This is a genomic window from Streptomyces sp. NPDC101776 (assembly GCF_044766845.1).
Classification (GTDB): domain Bacteria; phylum Actinomycetota; class Actinomycetes; order Streptomycetales; family Streptomycetaceae; genus Streptomyces.
Map to the genome: position 1 here is coordinate 79098 of NZ_JBIWMV010000007.1, position 22640 is coordinate 101737.

Annotated in this window: 2 protein-coding genes; both read left to right on the forward strand. The window is 74.0% G+C overall.

Annotation, left to right across the window (positions count from 1 at the left end):
* Positions 1–24 precede the first annotated feature (24 nt).
* Positions 25–9441 carry a type I polyketide synthase gene (locus tag ACIRRY_RS23115; RefSeq protein WP_403975736.1) on the forward strand — a complete coding sequence of 3139 codons (9417 nt, stop codon included), beginning with the start codon at positions 25–27 and terminating at the stop codon, positions 9439–9441.
* 16 nt (positions 9442–9457) lie between these two features.
* The gene (locus ACIRRY_RS23120) at positions 9458–22564 is read left to right on the forward strand and encodes a type I polyketide synthase (RefSeq protein ID WP_403975739.1); all 13107 of its coding nucleotides are present in this window, start codon (positions 9458–9460) and stop codon (positions 22562–22564) included.
* Positions 22565–22640 lie beyond the last annotated feature (76 nt).

Genomic DNA, 22640 nt, shown 5'->3' on the forward strand with positions numbered 1-22640 from the left:
CCTGCGGACACCATGCTGATCAGCATGTCTGCACCGGAGAACGAAGCCGCGGCCACCCCCGGGATCGAAGCCACGGCCGTGGTCGGGATCGCCTGCCGGCTCCCCGGCGCCCCCGACCCGGACGCCTTCTGGCGACTTCTCGACGACGGCGTGAGCGCGGTCGGGAATCCGCCGGCGGGCCGCTTCCGCAATACCGCGGAGTCATCGGACTCGACGGAATCCGCGAATGTCCGGCCCGGTGCCTTCCTCGACCATGTCGACCTTTTCGACCCCGAATTCTTCGGGCTGTCACCGGCCGAGGCGGCCGCCGCCGACCCGCAGCAGCGCCTCGTCCTGGAACTCGCCTGGGAGGCCCTGGAGGACGCGGGAATCGTCCCCGCCGACCTGGCCGCGTCCCGCACCGGAGTGTTCGTCGGAGCGATCGCCGCCGACTACGCGGGACTGGTCCACCGGCACGGCCCCGACGCCGTCACCCGGCACACCCTGACCGGCCTGAACCGGGGCATCATCGCCAACCGGGTCTCCTACGCCCTCGACCTGCGCGGCCCGAGCCTCTCCGTGGACTCCGCCCAGTCCTCCTCCCTGGTCGCCGTCCACCTCGCCCTGGAGAGCCTGCGCACCGGCGAGTCGGAGCTGGCACTGGCCGCCGGGGTCCACCTGAACCTCGCCCCCGACAGCACCCTCGCCGTGGACCGCTTCGGTGCGCTCTCCCCCGACAACGCCTGCTTCACCTTCGACGCCCGCGCCAACGGCTTCGTGCGCGGCGAGGGCGCGGTGCTCCTCGTCCTCAAGCCGCTCGCCCGCGCCCTCGCCGACGGCGACCAGGTGCACGCCGTACTCCTCGGCAGCGCCGTCGGCAGCGACGGCGCCACACCGGGACTCACCGTGCCGGGCGCGGCCACCCAGGCGGAGGTGATCCGCGCCGCGCTGAACCGCTCCGGGGTCGACGGCGCCGATGTGCAGTACGTCGAACTGCACGGCACCGGAACCCGCGTCGGCGACCCGATCGAGGCCGCCGCCCTCGGCGAGGTCTTCGCCGCCGGCCGGCCCGCCGACGCCCCGCTGCTCGTCGGCTCGGCGAAGACCAACGTCGGACACCTCGAAGGGGCCGCAGGCATCGTCGGCCTGCTGAAGACCGTGCTCGGCGTCCGCCACGGCCGCCTCCCCGCCGCCCTCAACTTCGCCACCCCCAACCCCGACATCCCCTTCGACACCCTCCGGCTGCGGGTACCCACCGAGTCCGCTCCGTGGCCCCGCCCCGAACACCAACTCCTCGCCGGGGTCAGCTCGTTCGGGGTGGGCGGCACCAACGCCCATGTTGTGGTCGGCCAGGCCCCCGCACACCACGAGACCACCGACCACCGTGCGGGCCCGTGGCTGTGGCCTCTCTCCGCACACACCCCGCAGGCCCTGCGCGCCCAGGCCGCACGCCTTCGCGCCCATGTCGTACGACAGCCGGACCTGGCCCCGCACGACATCGGCCGGGCACTCGCCACCACCCGCACCGCCTTCGCCCACCGAGCCGTCGTGACGGGTGACGACCGCGACGAACTGCTCGCCGGACTTGCCGCGTTGGAGTCGGGCGAACAGTCGGCCAGCCTCGTCACCGGACGCGCGGGCGAGCCCGGCGGCACGGTGTTCGTCTTCCCCGGCCAGGGTTCCCAGTGGCCCGCCATGGCCCGCGAACTCCTCGACACGGAAACGGACTTCGCCGCCTCCATCGACGCGGTGGGCACGGCCCTCGCCCCGCACACCGACTGGTCCCTGCACGACCTGCTGCGCGGCACGCCGGAGGCCCCGTCCCTGGAACGCGCCGATGTCGTCCAGCCCGCTCTCTTCGCCGTGATGGTCTCCCTGGCCGCCCTCTGGCAGGCCCGAGGCGTCCACCCGGACGCGGTGATCGGACACTCCCAGGGCGAGATCGCCGCGGCCCACGTCGCCGGAGCACTGACCCTGGAGGACGCCGCCGCGCTGGTCGCCCTGCGCTCCCGCGCCATCACCGAACTCGCCGCGTCGGGGACCGGTGGCGGCATGGCCTCCGTACCGCTGCCGGAAGCAGACGTACGCGGCCGACTCGCGGGCTTCGCCGGGGAGTTGAGCGTGGCCGCCGTCAACGGCCCGGCCACCACCGTCGTTTCAGGCGACCGGACGGCCGTGGAAGCCCTCGTCGCCGCGTACACGGCGGACGGGGTCCGGGCCAAGGTCGTCCCGGTCGACTACGCCTCGCACTCGCCCCAAGTCGAGCCCCTGCGCGACACTTTGCCAGCCCTGCTCGCCGGGATCAGGCCCCGGCCGACGCGGATCGCCTTCTACTCGACCGTCACCGGCGGCCTCCTCGACGGCACCGCGCTCGACGCCGCCTACTGGTACCGCAACCTCCGCTCCACCGTTCGCTTCCGGCAGACCGTGGAGGCCGCGCACGCGGCGGGACACCGGGCCTTCGTCGAGGTCAGCCCGCACCCCGTGCTGACCGTCGGCCTCGCCGACCTGCCGGGCACCGCCGTCACCGGCACCCTGCGCCGCGACGACGGCGGACCGCGCCGCTTCCTCACCTCCCTCGCCGAACTGCATGTGCGGGGTGGCGAGTTGAACTGGCCCGAGGTGTACGGCACCGAGGCCCGCCGGATCCCGTTGCCCACGTACGCCTTCCAGCGCCGCCGGATCTGGCTCGACGGACTGCCGGGCCCCGAGGCCCCGACCTGGACGCACACCGGGACGACGACGCCCGCGCCCGCCCCGGTCGAACCGGCGAACCGGGAGCCGGTCGCCCCGATCGACACGGACCTCCTCCGGGTCGTCCGCTCCGGCGCGGCCCTCGTCCTCGGGCAGTCGTCCCCCGAGGCCGTCGACCCCGACCTCACCTTCCGGGAACTGGGCTTCGACTCCGTCTCCGCCGTCGAGTTCCGCGACCGGCTCGCCGCCGCCACGGGACTGGACCTGCCCTCCACCCTCACCTATGACCGCCCCACCGCCCGCGCGGTCGCCGACCACGTACGGAACCTGCTGGGCGGGCCGGGCGACGCTGCCGTGGTGGAGGCCGTACGAGAGACGGCTTCGGACGGTGGTGACGACGACCCGATCGCGATCGTCTCCCTCGCCGGCCGCTGGCCCGGTGGTGCGGACACGCCCGAGGAGTTGTGGGACCTGCTGCGGGACGGGCGGGACGCAGTAGGGGACTTCCCGGACAACCGGGGCTGGGACCTGGACGGCCTCTACGATCCGGAGGGGCTCCGGCACGGGACCTCGTACACCCGGCAGGGCGGGTTCCTGCACGACGCGGACCGGTTCGACGGGGCGTTCTTCGGGCTGGGCCCGCGTGAGTCCGCCGCCATGGACCCGCAGCAGCGGCTCCTCCTGGAGTCCTCCTGGGAACTGCTGGAGCGGGCCGGGATCGTCCCCGCCACCCTGCGCGGCACCCGCACCGGCGTGTTCGTCGGCGTCATGCCGCAGGACTACGGCCCCCGTCTGCACGAGACCCCTGAGGGATATCAGGGTCACGCCCTCACCGGAACCCTCACCAGCGTCGCCTCGGGCCGCCTCGCCTACACGCTGGGACTGGAGGGCCCCGCGATCACCGTGGACACCGCCTGCTCCTCGTCCCTGGTCGCCCTGCACCTGGCCGCGCAGTCACTGCGGTCCGGCGAGACGGACCTCGCGCTGGCCGGTGGCGCCACCGTCATGTCGGGGCCGGGCATGTTCACCGAGTTCAGCCGCCAGCGGGGACTCGCGCCCGACGGACGCTGCAAGCCGTTCGCGGCGGCGGCCGACGGCACCGCCTGGGCCGAGGGCGTCGGACTGGTCCTGCTGGAACGCCTCTCCGACGCCCGCCGCCACGGCCACCGCGTGCTCGCCCTGGTCCGCGCGTCCGCCGTCAACCAGGACGGCGCCTCCAACGGACTGACCGCGCCCAACGGACCCTCCCAGGAACGGGTGATCCGCCAGGCCCTCGCCTCAGCCGGACTACGGCCCGACGACGTGGACGCCGTCGAGGCGCACGGCACGGGCACGGCACTCGGCGACCCCATCGAGGCACAGGCCCTGATCGCCGTCTACGGAAAGGACCGGGACGCCGAACACCCCTTGCTGCTCGGCTCGTTGAAGTCCAACATCGGACACACCCAGGCCGCCGCCGGCGTCACCGGCGTCATCAAACTCGTACAGGCCCTGGAACAGGGCGAGTTGCCCGGCACCCTGCACCTGGACCGGCCCACCCCGCACGTCGACTGGTCGGCGGGCACGGTCTCCCTCCTGGCCTCCGCCACGCCGTGGCCGGCCACACCCGATGCCCGACCCCGGCGGGCCGGTGTCTCCTCGTTCGGGATCAGCGGCACCAACGCCCACCTCATCCTGGAGTCACCACCCGTGGAAGAGACCGGCGCTGTCGTGGCGTCGGCCGCCGTCCCCGGTCCCTGGATCCTGTCCGCCCGCGACAACGAGGCGCTTCGTGCCCAGGCGGACCGCCTTCTCACCCGTCTGGAATCCCTCGACGGCCGTGACGCAGACATCGGCTGGTCGCTGGCCGCCACCCGCTCGCTGCACGACCACCGCGCCGTGGTCCTCGGCGACACCCGTGCCGAACGGACCGCAGCGCTACGGGCGTTGGCCGAGGGGACGGAGACGCCCGGACTCGTGCACGGTCCGGCCGCCGGCCGCGAGGTCCGTACGGCGGTGCTGTTCCCCGGCCAGGGCAGCCAACGCCCGGGCGCGGGACGGGCGTTGTACGAGACCCACCCCGTGTTCACCGCGGCCCTCGACGAGACGGCCGCGCTCTTCGACGCGGAACTCGACACCCCGCTGCTCGACGTGCTGTTCGCCGAACCGGGCAGCGCGCAGGCCGAGTTGCTCGACACAACCGCCTACACCCAGCCCGCCCTGTTCGCCCTCGGTGTCGCCCTGTACCGGCTCACCGAGTCGTTCGGCGTCCGCGCCGACGCGTTCATCGGCCACTCGATCGGCGAACTGACCGCCGCACACCTCGCCGGGGCCCTGTCCCTCCCGGACGCGGTACGCCTGGTCGCCGCCCGGGGCCGCCTGATGCAGGCGCTCCCGGAGGGCGGTGCGATGGCCGCCCTCCAAGCGACGGAGGCCGAAGCCGCACTGCTGCTCGCGAGCGCCGAGGGACGGGTCGGTATCGCCGCGGTCAACGGCCCCACGTCCGTGGTGGTCTCCGGCGACGCGGACGACGTACGACGAATCGTCGCCCTGTGGCGAGAAAAGGGCCACAGGACAAAGCTGCTGACGGTCAGTCACGCCTTCCACTCGCCGCACATGGACGCGGCACTGGAGGACTTCCGGGCGATCGCCGCGAGCGTCGAACTCACCGAACCGGTCGTCCCCGTGATCTCCAACCTCACCGGACGGGCCGCGCAGGCAGGGGAGTTGACCGACCCCGACTACTGGGTGCGGCACATCCGCGAGGCCGTACGGTTCCACGACGGACTCGGCGCCCTGCGCGGCTTCGGGGTGACAGCCTTCCTCGAACTGGGCCCGGACGCCGTCCTCACCTCCCTTGTCGAAGCGGGCGCCGACGACCAACCGACCACCGCGGTGGCCGCGTTGCGGGGCGGCCGGGCGGAGACGCGGACCTTCACCGAGGCGCTGGCCCGGCTGCACGTCCACGGCACCGCCGTCGACTGGCGGACCGCGTTCGACCCGCGTGCCGTACGCGCCGTGGATCTGCCCACCTATCCCTTCCAACGCAGGCGGCACTGGCTGGACGTCCCCTCCGGCACCGCCACGACCGCGGCCGGTCTCGACCCCGCCGACCACCCTCTGCTCGGCGCGAGCGTCGAACTCCCCGACGACGCGGGCACGTTGTTCACCGGACGCGTCACGCTGCGCAGCCACCCCTGGCTCGCCGACCACACCATCGCCGGCCGGGTCATCCTGCCCGGCGCGGCCTTCGCGGACCTCGCCCTGCACGCCGGTGGCGGTCGGGTGGAGGAACTGACCCTGGAAGCCCCGCTCGAACTGCCCGCCGACGGCGCGGTCCGGCTCCAGCTCTCCGTGGGCGCGGCCGACGACACCGGCCGCCGCGCCCTGGCCCTGCACTCACGGACGGAGGGTGCGGGCGCTCCCTGGACGCGCCACGCCACCGGCTTCACGGCCGGGCCCCCGGACCCGGTCGGCCCGACGGAAGGCGTCTGGCCACCGGAGGGCGCCGAGCCGGTCGACCTCACGGACCTCTACGACCGAATCGCGGACGACGGGTACCACTACGGCCCGGCGTTCCGCCTCCTGACGGCGTCCTGGCGACTCGGCGACGACGTGTACGCCGAGGTCGGCCCCGCCCCCGAGACGTCCACCGGGCATGCCCTGCACCCCGCCCTGCTCGATGCCGCGTTGCACGCAGTCATCGCCCTGGTCCCCGGATCGGCGCGCCTACGGCTGCCGTTCGCCTGGGAGGGCGTCACCCTGCACCGCCAGGGAGCGACGTCTCTGCGCGTACGGATCCGGCCCACCGGCGTTGACACGGTTGCTCTGCAACTCACTGACACCTTCGGCGAGTTGGTGGCCGAGGTGGCCGCGCTGACCCTGCGGGCCGCGCCTGCGGCGGACACCGGCGCGGAACATCGGCTGGAGTGGCGCCCGGCGGAGGTGGGGGACGGGCGTGCGGCCGAGTCGGGGGACGAGCGGTCGGCGTCCACCGGAGGGACACACCCCGAAGCTTCGGACGGCTCCCCACGGACCGCCCCGGCCCACCTCTCCGATCCGCTGACCCCGGCTGGTCAGCCCAACCCCCTCGAACTGCCTGCCGATTGGGCCTTCCTCGGCGCCCATGAGAACCCCCTGCGGGCCGCCGTGTCCGAGGCCGTCGGCCGTCCTGTCGAGGCCTTCACCGACCCCGCCGCGCTGCCCCGACCCCTCGGCCCGCTGACCCTGGCCGCCGGTCCGGACGCGCCGACCGTGCTCGACGTACTCCAGCGCTGGCTCGCCTGCTCCGACACCGAGGACACCCCGCTCGTGGTGGTGACCCGGGACGCGGTCGCCACTCATCCCGGGGAGGACGTTCCAGACCCGGCCGCCGCAGCGGTGTGGGGACTGGTGCGCTCCGCACAGGCCGAACACCCCGGCCGGTTCGCCCTCGTCGACCTCGACAACGAGTCGGTCGGCCACCTTCCACTCGCCGAACTCGCCGCGCTGATCACCGCGGACGAGGCGCAGATCGCCGTACGCGGAACGGAGTTGCTGGTTCCCAGGCTGACCCGTGCCGCCGACCCGGACCTGCTCGACCCACCGTCGGACTCCGTCGGGGCGTGGCGGCTGGACGCCGAGCCCCGGGGCAGTCTCGACGGGCTCGCGCTGCTGCCCGCACCCGAGGCGGTGGCCCCGCTCGGACCCGGCCAGGTCAGGCTCGCGCTGCGCGCCACCGGCCTGAACTTCCGTGACGTGCTCATCGCGCTCGGTGTGTACCCCGGCGAGGCCCGCATCGGCGCCGAGGGCGCGGGCGTGGTCCTGGAGACCGGGCCCGGCGTCACCGGCCTCGTACCCGGCGACCGGGTGACCGGGCTGGTGCAGGGCACCCTGGGACCGGTCGCCGTCACCGATCACCGGCTCCTCGTACGCATCCCCGACGGGTGGGGCTTCGCCCGGGCGGCCGGTGTGCCCGTGGTGTTCCTCACCGCCTACTACGGCCTCTTCGACCTCGCCGAACTCCGGCCCGGTGAACGCGTGTTGATCCACTCCGCGGCCGGTGGCGTCGGCCAGGCGGCCGTCCAACTGGCCCGGCACCGGGGCGCCGAGGTGTACGCCACCGCGCACCCCGCCAAGTGGGACACCCTGCGCGGCCTCGGGCTGCGCGACGACCACCTCGCGTCGAGCCGCACGCTCGACTTCGAGGACACCTTCCGGCGCGGCACTCCGGACGGGCGGGGCGTGGACGTCGTACTGAACTCCCTGGCACGGGAGTTCACCGACGCCTCGCTACGACTGCTCGCCCCCGAGGGCCGGTTCGTGGAGATGGGCAAGACCGACTGGCGGGACGCCGCGGCCGTGGCCGCCGAGTACGACGGCGCGGCCTACCTCGACTTCGACCTCTTCGACGTGTCGCCCGACCGGATCGGGGAGATCCTCGCCGACCTGTTCCGGCTGTTCGCAGCAGGGGAGTTGGAGCCGCTGCCGTTCCGGGCCCAGGACGTCCGCAGCGCCCCACGCGCGCTACGGCGGCTCGGCCAGGCCCGGCACACCGGCAAACTCGTCCTCACCACGCCCCCGCCGCCCCTGGACCCGGCCGGGACCGTCCTCATCACCGGCGGCACCGGCACCCTCGGCTCACTCGTCGCCCGCCGACTGGTCACCCGACACGGCGTACGGCACCTGCTGCTGACCGGGAGGCAGGGGGCAGCGGCACCGGGAGCCCCTGAACTCCGGGCGGAACTGGCGGAGCTGGGCGCCGAGGTCACCATCCTCGCCTGCGACGTCGGTGACCCGGACGCGGTCGACGCGCTGGTCTCGGGGGTCCCAACCGCTCATCCACTGACCGCCGTCGTGCACACGGCGGGCGTCCTGGACGACACCGTCCTGACCTCGCTCACCCCGGAGCGGCTTGCGGCCGTGGCCCGCCCCAAGGCGGACGGCGCGTGGCATCTGCACCGCGCCACCGCCCACCTGGACCTGTCCGCGTTCGTGTTGTTCTCCTCGGCCGTCGGAGTGCTCGGCAACGCCGGACAGGGCAACTACGCGGCAGCCAACGCCCAGTTGGACGCCCTCGCGCAGTACCGCCGAGTGCGTGGACTGCCCGCCGTTTCGCTGGCGTGGGGCCACTGGGCCGAGGCGGGCGGTATGGCGGCCGGCCTCGGTTCCGCCGAGACGGACCGGCTGGCCCGCACCGGCCTGGCACCGATGACGAACGACACCGCCCTCGCCCTGTTCGACACGGCGCTCACCACGCCGTACGCGGTGCTGGTGGCCGCCGAGATCGACACCGGCCGGTCCGACGGCGGCCGACAGTCCGGCGTGCTGCGCGATCTCGCGACGAGGGCTCGGCCCGCCGTTCGATCGCGCGGCACGTCCGCCGGGCGAGCCGCCGACCCCTCGGGCGCGCTGCGGCGCGAACTGGAGAGCGCCTCCGAAGTCGACCGCAGGCGAAGGCTGTTGAGCCTGGTGCGCGGCACCGCCGCCGCCGTCCTGGGACACGCCGACGCCACCGCCGTACGCCCCGGGATCGGGTTCATGGAGAGCGGCTTCGACTCCCTCGGCGTCATCGAACTGCGCAACCGCCTCGGCACGGCCACCGGACTGCGCCTCCCGAGCACCGTCGTCCTCGACCACCCCACCCCGACCGCCCTCGCCGACCACCTCGACACGCTCGTCGCGCCCCCGGCACCACCCGCGCCGGAACCCGAACCCGAAGCACCCCCTGTCGACGTCGAGGCCCTGCTCGCAGCCGCCGACGACGACGAGATCTTCGACCTCATCGACAGCCAGCTCGGCATTTCGTAGGAGAGGCAACCACCACATGACCACGCATGAGGCGAAGCTCCGCGACTACCTCACCCGCGTCGCCACCGAGCTGCACCACACCCGCGAACGGCTCAAGGAGGCCGAGTCCAAGGCCACCGGACGCGACGACGAACCGATCGCCATCGTCGGCATGGCCTGCCGCTTCCCCGGCGGCGCCGACACCCCGGACGCCCTGTGGCGGCTGGTGACCGAGGAACGCGACGTAGTCGGCGCGTTCCCGGCCGACCGTGGCTGGGACCTCGACCACCTCTACGACCCGGACCCCGACGCGGCGGGCCGCAGCTACGCCCGCGAAGGCGGATTCCTTTACGACGCGGGGGAGTTCGACGCCTCGTTCTTCGGCGTCTCCCCGCGCGAGGCCCTCGCCGCCGACCCCCAGCAGCGGCTGCTCCTGGAGACCTCCTGGGAGGCACTGGAGCACGCGGCGCTCGACCCGACCAGTCTGCGCGGCACCCGCACGGGGGTGTTCGCCGGTGTCATCGCGCAGGAGTACGGGCCGAGCCTGCACCACCTGCCCGCCGAACAGACCGACGGCTACGTCCTGACCGGTTCCACCACCAGCGTCGCCTCCGGCCGCATCGCCTTCACCCTCGGCCTTGAGGGACCCGCCGTCACCGTCGACACGGCCTGCTCCTCCTCGCTCGTCGCCCTGCACCTCGCCGCCCAGTCGCTGCGGCGCGGCGAGTGCGACCTCGCCCTCGCGGGCGGCGCCACGGTGATGGCCGCGCCCGGCATGTTCATCGAGTTCAGCCGGCAGCGCGGGCTCGCGCCGGACGGCCGCTGCAAACCGTTCGCGGCGGCGGCCGACGGCACCGGCTGGGGCGAGGGCGCCGGCGTCGTCGTCCTGGCCCGGCTCTCCGAGGCCCAGCGCCTGGGCCGCCCGATCCTCGCCGTCCTCCGTGGCTCGGCCGTCAACCAGGACGGCCGCAGCAGCCAACTCACCGCCCCCAACGGGCCCTCGCAGCAGCGCGTCATCCGCGAGGCCCTCACCGCGGCCGGACTCGGCCCCGGCGACGTCGATGCCGTAGAGGCACACGGCACCGGCACCCGGCTCGGTGACCCCATCGAGGCGCAGGCCCTCATCGCCACCTACGGCAGCGCCCGCACCGCCGAACACCCGTTGCTGCTCGGCTCGTTGAAGTCCAACATCGGGCACACCCAGGCCGCGGCGGGCGTCGCGGGCGTCATCAAGATGGTGCAGGCAATCCGGCACGGCAGGCTCCCCAGGTCCCTGCACGTGGACGAACCGTCCCCGCACGTCGACTGGTCCGACGGCACCGTCCGCCTCCTCACCGCCGCCCAGCCCTGGCCCACCACGGAGAACGAACGGCCCCGCCGCGCCGCAGTCTCCGCCTTCGGCGTGAGCGGCACCAATGCCCACGTCATCCTCGAACAGGCCCCGGCCCAGGGCCCCGAGGAGTCCGACGCTCCCGCTCCGCCCGCCCTCCCGTGGGTCCTCTCCGGCCGCACTCCGGACGCCCTGCGCGCGCAGGCCGCCCGGCTCGCCGACCACCTCGACACCACCGCCGACGCGCCCGCCGACGTGGCGTACTCCCTGACCGCCACCCGCACCGACTTCGACGAACGCGCCGTGCTGGTCGGCGACGACCCGGTGCGGGCACTGCGCGCCCTCGCGCGCGGCGAGCAGCCCGCCAACGCCGTCCAGGGCACCGTCCGACCGGCCGGCACCGACGGCAAGGTCGTCCTCGTCTTCCCCGGCCAGGGTTCCCAGTGGCTCGGCATGGCCGTCGAACTCCTCGCCAGCGCACCGGTGTTCGCCGCGAAGATCGAGGAGTGCGCGGCGGCCCTCGCCCCCTACACCGACTGGTCCCTGCTCGACGTCCTGCGCGGCACCGGCAGCACCCCCGACCACGACCGCACGGACGTCGTCCAGTCCGCGCTCTGGGCGGTCATGGTCGCGCTCGCCGAACTGTGGAAGTCCTACGGCGTCACCCCCGACGCCGTGATCGGGCACAGCCAGGGCGAGGTGGCCGCCGCGTACGTCGCGGGCGGGCTGAGCCTGGAGGACGCGGCCCGGATCGTCGCCCTGCGCGCCCAGGCCCTGGAGTCCATCGCGGGCCGGGGCGGCATGGTCGCCGTGGCGCTGCCCGAGGCCGAGGTGGCCCGCCGCCTCGCCGAGCGCTGGCCGGGACGACTGTCCATCGGCGTCGTCAACAGCCCCTCCGCCGTGGCCGTTTCGGGTGATCTGGACGCCCTGGACGAACTCCGGGACGCGTACGCGGCGGAGGGCGTCCGGACCAGCGTCATCCCGATCGCCTACGCCTCGCACTCCCCACAGACCGACGCCCTGCGCGAACGACTGCTGGCCGCGCTCGCACCCATCACCCCGCGCACCGGAACCGTCCCGCTGCTCTCCACCGTCACCGCCGACTGGCAGGACACCGCCCAACTGGACGCCGCCTACTGGGTGTCGAACCTGCGGAGCACAGTCCGCTTCGAGGAAGCCGCCCGCCGGCTCGCCGAGACCGGGCACACGGTCTTCGTCGAGGCCAGCGCCCACCCCGTGCTGACCGGTGCCCTCCAGGAGACTCTGGCCGAGGCCGAACCGGTCGTCACCGGGTCCCTGCGGCGCGGGCAGGGCGGCCTCGACCGCTGGCTGCGCTCGGTCGCCGAACTCCACGTCCACGGCGTCCCCGTCGACTGGACGGCCGCCTCCGCCGCCGCGGCCCCGCGCCGGGTCGCCCTGCCGACCTACGCCTTCCAGCGGGACCGCTACTGGCTGGCCGCCACCCGCTCGCCCGAGAACGCCGTGGCGGCCACCGCCCAGGACGACACCTTCTGGAACCTGGTCGCCGAACCCGACCCGGACCGGCTGGCCACCGCCCTCGGTGTGACCACTCCCGAACTCGCCCCCGTACTGCCCGCGTTGGCTACCTGGCGGGAACGCCGGCTGGCCGCCGAGGCGTCCGACCGCTGGCTCCACCGCCTGCTGTGGCGCCCGGTACGCCCCGCCCGCCCGGGTCACCGACTCACGGGGGAGTGGCTGCTGGCCGTCCCCGACACACACACCGAGCACCCCGCCCCGCGTGCCCTGCGCGGCGCGCTGGAAGCGGCCGGTGCCCAGGTCGTCACCGTCGCCGTCCCGCCGGACGCCGACCGCGCCACGCTCGCCGGACTGCTGCCGCCCGACGCCTCCGGAGTGGTCTCGCTCCTCTCCCTCGCCGAGGGACGGCTCGACGACCGGGCCGCCGTCCCGCGCTCGTACGCCGCCCAAGTCGCCCTCACCCAGGCTCTGGACGACACGGGTGCATCGGCGCCGGTGTGGTTCCTCACCCGGGGCGCGGTCTCCACCGGCCCGGCCGACCGGGTCACCGATCCCGAACAGGCCCTGGTGTGGGGCTTCGGTGCCATCCTCGCCGTGGAGAACCCCGCACGGTCCGGCGGTCTGATCGACCTGCCCGCCGACCCCGACACCCATGCCTGGACCCAGGTCGTCACCCTGCTCGCCGACGCCCGCCCGGACCGGGAACGCGAACTCGCCGTACGCGCCGCGGGAGTTCACGCCCGACGACTTGTCCCCACCGGGCCACTGCCGCCCCTCGCCGGCGACACCGACGGCTGGCAGCCGACCGGCACGACCCTGATCACCGGAGGCAGCGGCGCCCTCGGCGGACACCTCGCCCGTTGGCTCGCCGCACGCGGCGCACAGCACCTGCTGCTGGTCAGCCGACGCGGACAGGACGCCCCCGGGGCGAGTGAACTCGCCGCCGAACTGGCCGACTTGGGTACCACCGTGACCTTCGCCGCCGCCGACGTCGCCGACCGCGACCAACTCGCCGCGGCCCTCGCCCTCGTCCCGCAGGACCGGCCACTGACCGCTGTCGTCCACACCGCCGCCGCCCTGCACGACGCGCTCATCGGCGAGTTGACCTCCGACCACCTCGACCGCGCCCTGCGCGCCAAGGTGGTCGGCGCCGGCAATCTGCACGAACTGACCGCCGGTTCCGACCTGTCGGCCTTCGTGCTCTTCTCCTCCGTCGCCGGCGTCTGCGGGATCCCCGGCCAGGCCAACTACGCGCCCGGCAACGCCTACTTGGACGCGCTGGCCGACCAGCGCCGGGCCGCCGGACTGCCCGCCACCTCCGTGGCCTGGGGCCACTGGGCGGGCGACGGCATCGCCGCCGACGGCGCCGAGCAGACGCTGCTACGGCACGGTCTCGTCTCCCTCCCGCCGAACGGCGCCCTCACCGTCCTCGGGCAGATCCTCGACCGGGGCGAGCAGCATCTCGTCGTCGCCGACGCCGACTGGGCCGCGTTCTTCCGGGGACGTCCGCACCCGATCGCCGCAGAACTCGCACACGCGCAGGGCCAGTTGTCAGAGGCTGTCGCGGAGACCGTCCGACCCGACCGGTGGTCCGGGCTCGCCCCGGCCGAACTGCGCCGCGAACTCCTCACCGTCGTACGGGCGCAGGCCGCCGCCGTCCAGGGCCACGGCCCCCCCGACGCGATCGACCCGGCCCGCGCCTTCCGCGCCCACGGCTTCGACTCCCTGATGTCCGTGGAACTCCGCAACCGGCTCACGGCCGCCACCGGCCACCCCCTGCCCACGACACTCGTCTACGACCACCCCACCCCGGCCGCCCTGGCCGACTGGCTCACCGCCGAACTCGGCGACGACACGGCCCAGATGACCGAGTCCGAGACATCCATGGCGGCCACCCCGGTGGACGACGACCCCGTGGTCATCGTCGGCATGGCCTGCCGCTTCCCCGGCGGGGTCACGTCACCGGACGACCTCTGGCGGCTGGTCCTCGACGGCACCGACGCCCTCACCGAGTTCCCCACCGACCGTGGCTGGGACCTCGACCGCCTCTACAGCGCGGACCCCGACCGCCCCGGCACCTCCTACTCCCGGCACGGCGGATTCCTGGACTCCGTCGCCGAGTTCGACCCGGAGTTCTTCGGGATCTCCCCGCGCGAGGCGCCCGCCGTCGACCCCCAGCAGCGGCTCCTGCTGGAAACCACCTGGGAGTTGTTCGAGCGGGCCGGCATCGACCCCACCGCACTGCGCGGCAGCCGTACCGGAGTCTTCGCGGGACTGTCCGGCCGTGACTACGCCGGTCGGGGTCAGCACGTCCCGGACGAGCTTGAGGCCTACCTCGGCATCGGCAACGCGGCCAGCGTGGCCTCCGGGCGCGTCTCCTACACCTTCGGCTTCGAGGGCCCGGCGGTCACCGTCGACACCGCGTGCTCCTCGTCGTTGGTCGCGCTGCACCTGGCCGCGCAGTCGCTGCGGGCGGGCGAGGCCGATCTCGCGGTCGCGGGCGGTGTGCTGGTGATGTCGACGCCGACCACCTTCATCGAGTTCAGCAGACAGCGCGCCATGTCGCCCGACGGACGCTGCAAGGCCTTCGCGGCCGGGGCGGACGGCACCGGCTGGGCGGAGGGTGTGGGGCTGCTGCTGGTGGAACGGCTCTCCGACGCACGGCGGTTGGGACACGAGGTCCTCGCCGTCGTCCGCGCCTCGGCCGTCAACCAGGACGGCGCCTCCAACGGCCTCACCGCGCCCAGCGGTCCCTCCCAACAGCGCGTGATCCGAAGGGCGTTGGCCGCGGGCGGACTCGCCCCCGCCGACGTCGACGCCGTGGAGGCGCACGGCACCGGCACCACCCTCGGGGACCCCATCGAGGCACACGCCCTCATCGAGACCTACGGCAAGGACCGCCCCGCCGAACGCCCGTTGCTCCTCGGCTCGGTGAAGTCCAACATCGGTCACACCCAGGCCGCCGCCGGAGTCGCCGGGGTGATCAAGATGATCCAGGCGATCCGGCACGGTGTCCTGCCCAAGACACTTCACGTGGACGCGCCGTCCCCGCACGTGGACTGGTCGGCGGGAACGGTGGAGCTGCTCACCGAGACCCGCCCGTGGCCGGTGACGGGCGACGACCGTCCGCGCCGCGCGGCAGTGTCGGCGTTCGGCGTGAGCGGCACGAACGCACACGTCATCATCGAACAGCCTCCGCTGGAGGAGGAGTTGGGCACGGAGACGACGCCCACTGACCGGGCCTCGGCGGTGAAGGACGCGCAGTCCGAATCCACGCCGCTCGAACAGCCCCTGGCGCAGCCGCAGTTCGACGCGGAGTCCGCGCCGCCCCTGGACCACCCCCTGCCTTGGCTGCTCTCCGCCCGCACCCCCGAGGCGCTGCGCGCCCAGGCGACCCGACTCGTCCGGCACCTGGACCTCACCCCCGACCGCCCGCTGGACCTCGCCTTCTCCCTGGCCACCACCCGCGCCACCCTGGAGGAACGGGCCGTCGTCATCGGCGATCTCGACGCGCTGCGCGCCCTGGCCGAGGGAGAACCCACCACGGCCGCCACGGTGACGGGCTCGGCCGCGCAACCAGGCGGCCTCGCCTTCCTCTTCACCGGGCAGGGCAGCCAACGTGCGGCCATGGGAAGGGAGTTGTACGCCACCCACCCCGCGTTCGCCGACGCCTTCGACGAGGTCGCAGCCGCCCTCGACCCACTCCTCGACCGTCCGCTCGCCGAGGTCATCAGCTCCGGGGACGGCCTGGACGACACCACGTTCACCCAACCGGCGCTCTTCGCCGTCGAGGTCGCCCTGTTCCGCCTCTACGCGTCCTGGGGTGTGCACCCCGACTTCGTGGCCGGACACTCCGTCGGTGAGATCACGGCCGCGCATGTGGCCGGCGTGCTCTCGCTCGCGGACGCCGCCGCTCTGGTCGCCGCCCGCGCCCGGCTGATCGGCGCGCTGCCGGCGGGCGGCGCGATGGCCGCCGTACAGGCCACCGAGGACGAGATCCGTGCCGAACTGCCCGACGCCGTGGACGTGGCCGCCGTGAACGGCCCCGAAGCCGTCGTCGTCTCCGGCGACACGGAAGCGGTGCAGGCACTCGCCGCGGCCTTCGCCGCCCGGGGCCGTCGCGTCCGGCACCTCACGGTCAGCCATGCCTTCCACTCCCCGCACATGGACGCGGTCCTCGACGAGTTCCGCACGGTCGTCGCCGGACTGACCTACGCCCGCCCGCAGATCCCCGTGGCCTCGGCGCTGACCGGACGGGTCGCCGAGGGGGCCGACCTGACCTCGGCCGAGTTCTGGGTACGGCATGTGCGCGACGCCGTCCGCTGGTCCGACGTGGTCCGCACACTCGACGCGTCCGGTGTCACGACCTACCTCGAACTCGGCCCCGACGGCACCCTGAGCGGACTCGTCCGGAGGATGATCGAGGACGAACAGGCCGTCGCCGTACCGGCGTTGCGCCGGGACCGGTCCGAGACCGGGACCGCGCTCACCGCCCTCGCCCACGTCCATGCGCGCGGCCACGCGGTGGACTGGACGGCGTACTTCGCCGGCAGCGGCGCCCGGCGCGCCGAACTGCCGACGTACGCCTTCCAGCGGCGCCGGTTCTGGCTGGAGCCCGGCACCGCGGGCGACGCCGAGGCGCTCGGCCTCGGCGCGGTCGACCACCCCCTGCTGGGTGCGGCCGTACCGCTTCCGGACAGCGACGGGCTGCTCCTGACCGGCAGCCTCTCCCTCCGCACCCATCCCTGGCTCGCCGATCACGTCGTGGTGGGCACTCCGGTGCTCCCCGGTGCCGCCCTCGTCGAACTGGCCACGTACGCCGCCGACTTGGTCGGGGCGGGCAGGGTCGTCGAACTCGCCGTGGAGACACCGTTCGTGCTGCCCGGACAGGGCGCCGCCCAGGTGCAGGTGGCCGTGGACGCGCCCGACGCGGCGGGCGACCGGGGCGTCACCATCCGGTCACTGATTTCCGGGGCCGACTGGGTACGCAACGCCACCGGCATCCTCGGCACCGCACCGGCACCGGCCGGGGAACGGTTCGACCAGTGGCCGCCCACCGACGCCCAGCCTGTCGCGGCCGACGAGGTGTACACGGCGCTGGCCGGGACGGGCCTGGAGTACGGCCCGGCGTTCCGCGGCATCCGCGCCGCCTGGCGGGACGGTGACACGTCGTACGCCGAAGTCGTTCTCCCGGAAGAGCGGCACAAGGAGGCGGCGACCGGCTTCGGCATCCACCCCGCCCTCCTCGACGCCGCCCTCCAACTCCCCCGACTCCACCAGGACTTGGACGGCCCCACCCGCCTGCCCTTCGCCTACCGAGAGGTGGCCCTGCACGCCACCGGCGCCACGGAACTACGCGTCCGGCTCACCGCCACCGGCCCGGACACCTTCTCCCTCCAGGCCGCCGACCCGACCGGAGCCCCCGTCGTGTCGGTGGACGCCCTCACCACCCGGCCCCTGAAGACCACCGCCCTCGCCACGACCGACGGCCTCTACGCCCTCACCTGGCCGCAGTCGCCGTCGGCCGGGAACGACGTGACGGTTCCCTTCGAGTGGACCCAAGTCGCCCTGGGCGCGGACCCGTTCGACACCACGGGCACTCCTGCCCGACTCCGGGCCGCCCTGGGCCATGCCCTTGCCACCGTCCAGGAGCACCTCGGCGAACCGGGCACGCGTCTGGTCGCCGTCACCCGCCAGGGCGTCTCCACCGGCCCGGACGACACCCCGGACCCGGTCGTCGCCGCCGTATGGGGACTGCTGCGCTCCGCGCAGACCGAGAACCCGGACCGGATCGTCCTCGCCGACACCGACGGCAGCCCCGAGTCCGCCGCAGCACTGGCAGGCGCTATCGCCACCGGTGAACCGCAGTTCGCGCTGCGCGCCGGGAGCGTCCACGTCCCGCGCCTCGCTCCCGCGCGGTCTGGTCGGACGCCGGTGGGGGAGTGGAACCCGGACGGTACGGTCCTGATCACCGGCGGCACCGGAACGCTCGGCGCCCTGCTCGCCCGGCACCTCGTCACCCGACGCGGCGTACGCCATCTCGTCCTCACCTCCCGCAGCGGCGCCACGGCACCGGGCGCGACCGAACTCCGTGCCGAACTGGCCGAGTCGGGCGCCGACGTCACCATCGCCGCCGCCGACACCGCCGACCGGGACGCACTCGCCGCCGTCCTCGACGCCATCCCCGGGGACCACCCGCTCACCGCCGTCGTGCACACCGCCGGAGTCGTCGACGACGGCGTCACCACGGCGCTCACCCCCGAACGCCTGGACACCGTGCTGCGCCCGAAGGCCGACGGCGCCTGGCATCTGCACGAGCTGACCGCGCACCTGCCACTGGACGCGTTCGTCCTGTACTCGTCGGTTGCCGGCGTGCTCGGCTCACCCGGACAGGGCTCGTACGCCGCCGCCAACACCTTCCTCGACGCGCTCGCCGCCCACCGCCACGCGCTCGGGCTGCCCGCCCAGTCGCTGGCGTGGGGCCAGTGGGCCGGGCCCAGCGGCATCACCGGACACCTCGGCGCGGCCGACCTCGCGCGGCTGGCGCGGCTGGGGGTGCGTGCCCTCGGTGACGCGGAGGGGCTGGCCCTGTTCGACGCGGCCGAGGCGGCCGGAGGGGCGCTGCTCGTGCCGTCGCCGTTCGACGCCGAAGCCGTGCGGGCATCCGGCGCATCGGTCTCCGCGCCGCTGCGCGGCCTGGTCCGGCAGACACGCGGCACGGTGCGCCGCAGCGCGGCCAGCGCCATCACTTCGAAGACAGGCCTCGCGGAGCGCCTCGCCGCGCTGCCTGACGCCGCCGCGCGGGACGCCGCCCTGCTGGACCTCGTACGAGGCGAGACCGCGACCGTACTCGCCACCGCACCCGCCGCGATCGGCGTCCGGAAGGCGTTCACCGGACTCGGCGTGGACTCGCTGACCGCCGTCGAACTCCGCAACCGCCTCGGCGCGGTCACCGGCCTCACCCTCTCCGCCGCCCTGGTCTTCGACCACCCCACCCCCGCCGAAGTCGCCGCCCATCTGCGCGAACGACTCCTCGGCGCCGTAGCCCCGAAGCCCGAACCGGCACCCGCGCGGGCAGCCGCCACGGAGGACGACCCGGTCGTCATCGTCGGCATGGCCTGCCGGCTGCCGGGCGGGGTCGCCTCCCCGGACGACCTGTGGGCGCTGGTGCGCGACGGCGTGGACGCCGTGAGCGAGTTCCCGGACGACCGGGGCTGGGACCTGGACGCCCTCTACTCCGAGGACGCCGGACGCCCCGGCACCTCCTACACCCGACATGGCGGATTCCTCGACCGGGCCGCCGACTTCGACGCCGCGTTCTTCGGCATCTCCCCGCGCGAGGCGCTCGCCACCGACCCGCAGCAGCGGCTGCTCCTGGAGACCGCGTGGGAGACGCTGGAGAACGCGGGCGTGGACCCCGAGACGTTGCGCGGCAGCCGTACCGGTGTCTTCGCCGGGGTCATGTACCACGACTACGCGCCCCGAGTCCGTGACGTGCCCGCCGAGTTGGAGGGCTGGCTGAGCAACGGCACGGCGGGCAGCGTCGCTTCGGGCCGGATCTCCTACACCTTCGGCTTCGAGGGCCCGGCGGTCACCGTCGACACCGCCTGCTCCTCGTCGCTGGTCGCCCTGCACCTCGCGGCCCAGTCGCTGCGCACGGGGGAGTGCGATCTGGCGCTGGCCGGAGGTGTCGCCGTGATGTCGACGCCGACGACCTTCGTGGAGTTCAGCAGGCAGCGGGCGCTGTCCGCCGACGGTCGCTGCAAGGCGTACGCGGCCGGTGCGGACGGTACCGGCTGGGCGGAGGGCGTCGGGCTGCTGCTCGTGGAGCGGCTGTCGGACGCTCGGCGGCTGGGGCATCAAGTCCTCGCCGTCGTACGGGGATCGGCCGTGAACCAGGACGGCGCCTCCAACGGTCTGACCGCGCCCAGCGGTCCGTCACAGCAGCGGGTGATCCGACAGGCCCTGGCCGCGAGCGGGCTCAGCCCCGCCGATGTCGACGTGGTCGAGGGGCACGGCACCGGCACCACCCTCGGCGATCCCATCGAGGCGGAGGCGCTCCTCGCCACCTACGGACAGCATCGCGACCCCGAACAGCCGCTGTGGCTCGGGTCGTTGAAGTCCAACATCGGGCACACCCAGGCCGCCGCGGGCGCGGCCGGTGTCATCAAGATGATCCAGGCGATCCGCCACGGAGTCCTGCCGCGGACACTCCACGTGGACAGCCCGTCCCCGCACGTCGACTGGTCCGCCGGAGCAGTCGAACTGCTCACCGAGGCCCGCCCCTGGCCCGAGGCGGACGGCAACCGACCGCGCCGGGCCGCCGTCTCCTCCTTCGGCGTGAGCGGCACCAACGCCCACGTCATCCTCGAACAGCCGCCGACCGAAGCCCCGTTGCCCACGTCGGACGCCGAACCCACCGAACTCCCCTGGGTGTTGTCCGCCCGCACTCCCGAGGCGCTGCGCGCCCAGGCCGGTCTGCTCGCCGCCCATCTCGACGGCACCGAGGACGAGTTGGTGGACATCGCGCACTCCCTCGCCGTCACCCGGGGCGCCCTGGAGGAGCGCGCCGTCCTCCTCGGCGATCCCGCACGTGCCCTCACCGCGCTGGCCGCCGGTGAACCCGCCCCCGGAGTGGTGCGCGGCCGGGCCGACATCGACGGCAGGACCGTCTTCGTCTTCCCGGGACAGGGCTCCCAGTGGGCCGCGATGGCCGTCGAACTCCTCGACAGCGCACCGGTGTTCGCCGCGAAGGTCGAGGAGTGCGCGGCGGCCCTCGCCCCCTACACCGACTGGTCCCTGCTCGACGTCCTGCGCGGCGCCGACGACGCCCCCGGCCTCGACCGGGTGGATGTGGTCCAGCCGGTGCTGTGGGCCGTGATGGTGTCCCTGGCCGAACTGTGGTCGTCGTACGGCATCCGCCCGGACGCCGTGGTCGGGCACAGCCAGGGTGAGATCGCGGCCGCCACCGTCGCCGGCGGGCTCAGCCTCGACGACGGCGCCCGGGTCGTGGCGCTGCGCAGCCGCGCCATCCTCGCCCTGTCCGGGCGCGGCGGTATGGCGTCCGTCGCCCTGCCCGCCGATGCCGTCGCCGAGCGCATCGCGCGGCAGTGGCCCGAGCGGTTGTCGGTCGCCGTGGTCAACGGGCCCACCTCGGCGGTCGTTTCGGGCGACGCGGACGCCCTCGCCGAACTCGTCGCCGCGTACGAGTCCGAGGATGTACGGGCGCGGCTGATCCGCGTCGACTACGCCTCGCACTCCGCCCACGTGGACGGCTTGCGCGAGGAACTCCTCGACGCGCTCGCCCCGGTCCGGCCGCGCACCGGCACCGTGCCGCTGCTGTCCACCGTGACCGGCGACTGGCAGGACACGGCAGGACTCGACGCCGCCTACTGGGTGGCCAACCTGCGCCAGACGGTCCGCTTCGAGGAGGCGACGCGCGCCCTCGCCGCCACCGGGCACACCACCTTCGTCGAGGTCAGTCCCCACCCGGTGCTGACCGTGCCGCTCCAGGAGACCCTGGAGGCGGCCGGCGCGGCCCGTGCCTCGGTGGTCACGGGCACCCTGCGCCGCGACGAGGGCGGCCTGCGCCGATTCCTCACCTCCGCCGCCGAGTTGTCCGTACGCGGGGTCCGCGTCGACTGGACGTCCGCGTTCGCGCCCGTCGTGCCGCGCCGGGTCGCACTCCCGACGTACGCCTTCCAGCGGCGGCGCTACTGGCTCGACGCCGAGGTCACCAACACCACCGTCATCAGTACGTCGGTCCCGCACGCGGAGTCCGACGCCCCGCAGGTGCCCGCGTGGACCCGACGGCTCGCCGGACTCGACGCGGCCGAACGTCTGGCGAAACTCACGGAGTTGATCCGCGCGGAGTCCGCCGTGGTGCTCGGCCACACCGACGGTGTGACCGGAGTCGACGCCGAACGGGCCTTCCAGGAACTCGGGTTCAGTTCGCTCACGGCGGTCGAACTGCGCAACCGGATCGGTGTCGCGGTCGGCCTGGACATCCCGGCCACGCTGGTCTTCGACCATCCCACTCCGGCTGCCGTCGCCGCCTACCTGGTCACTCAACTCCCGCTGGATCAGGGCGAGTCGCAGGGGCTCACGGTCGGAGAGTCGCTCGCTGCCCTGGAGGAGGCACTCGCCGCGCCGGAAGCGGTGGACGACGGGGTCCTGTCCCGGCTGCTCGCCCTGATCGACCTTGTCGACCGGCCGAGGTCCGACCTTGAACACGACCTCGATCTCGAACTCGACCTCGACGCGGCCACCGACGAGGAACTGTTCCAACTCGTCGAGCGCAACGCCGGTTCGCACTGAAGCGACCGCAACGCCGGGTCGCACTGAAACGAAGCCCCCATCCCTCCAGATCCCTGCAGATTCATCGAGATCCATC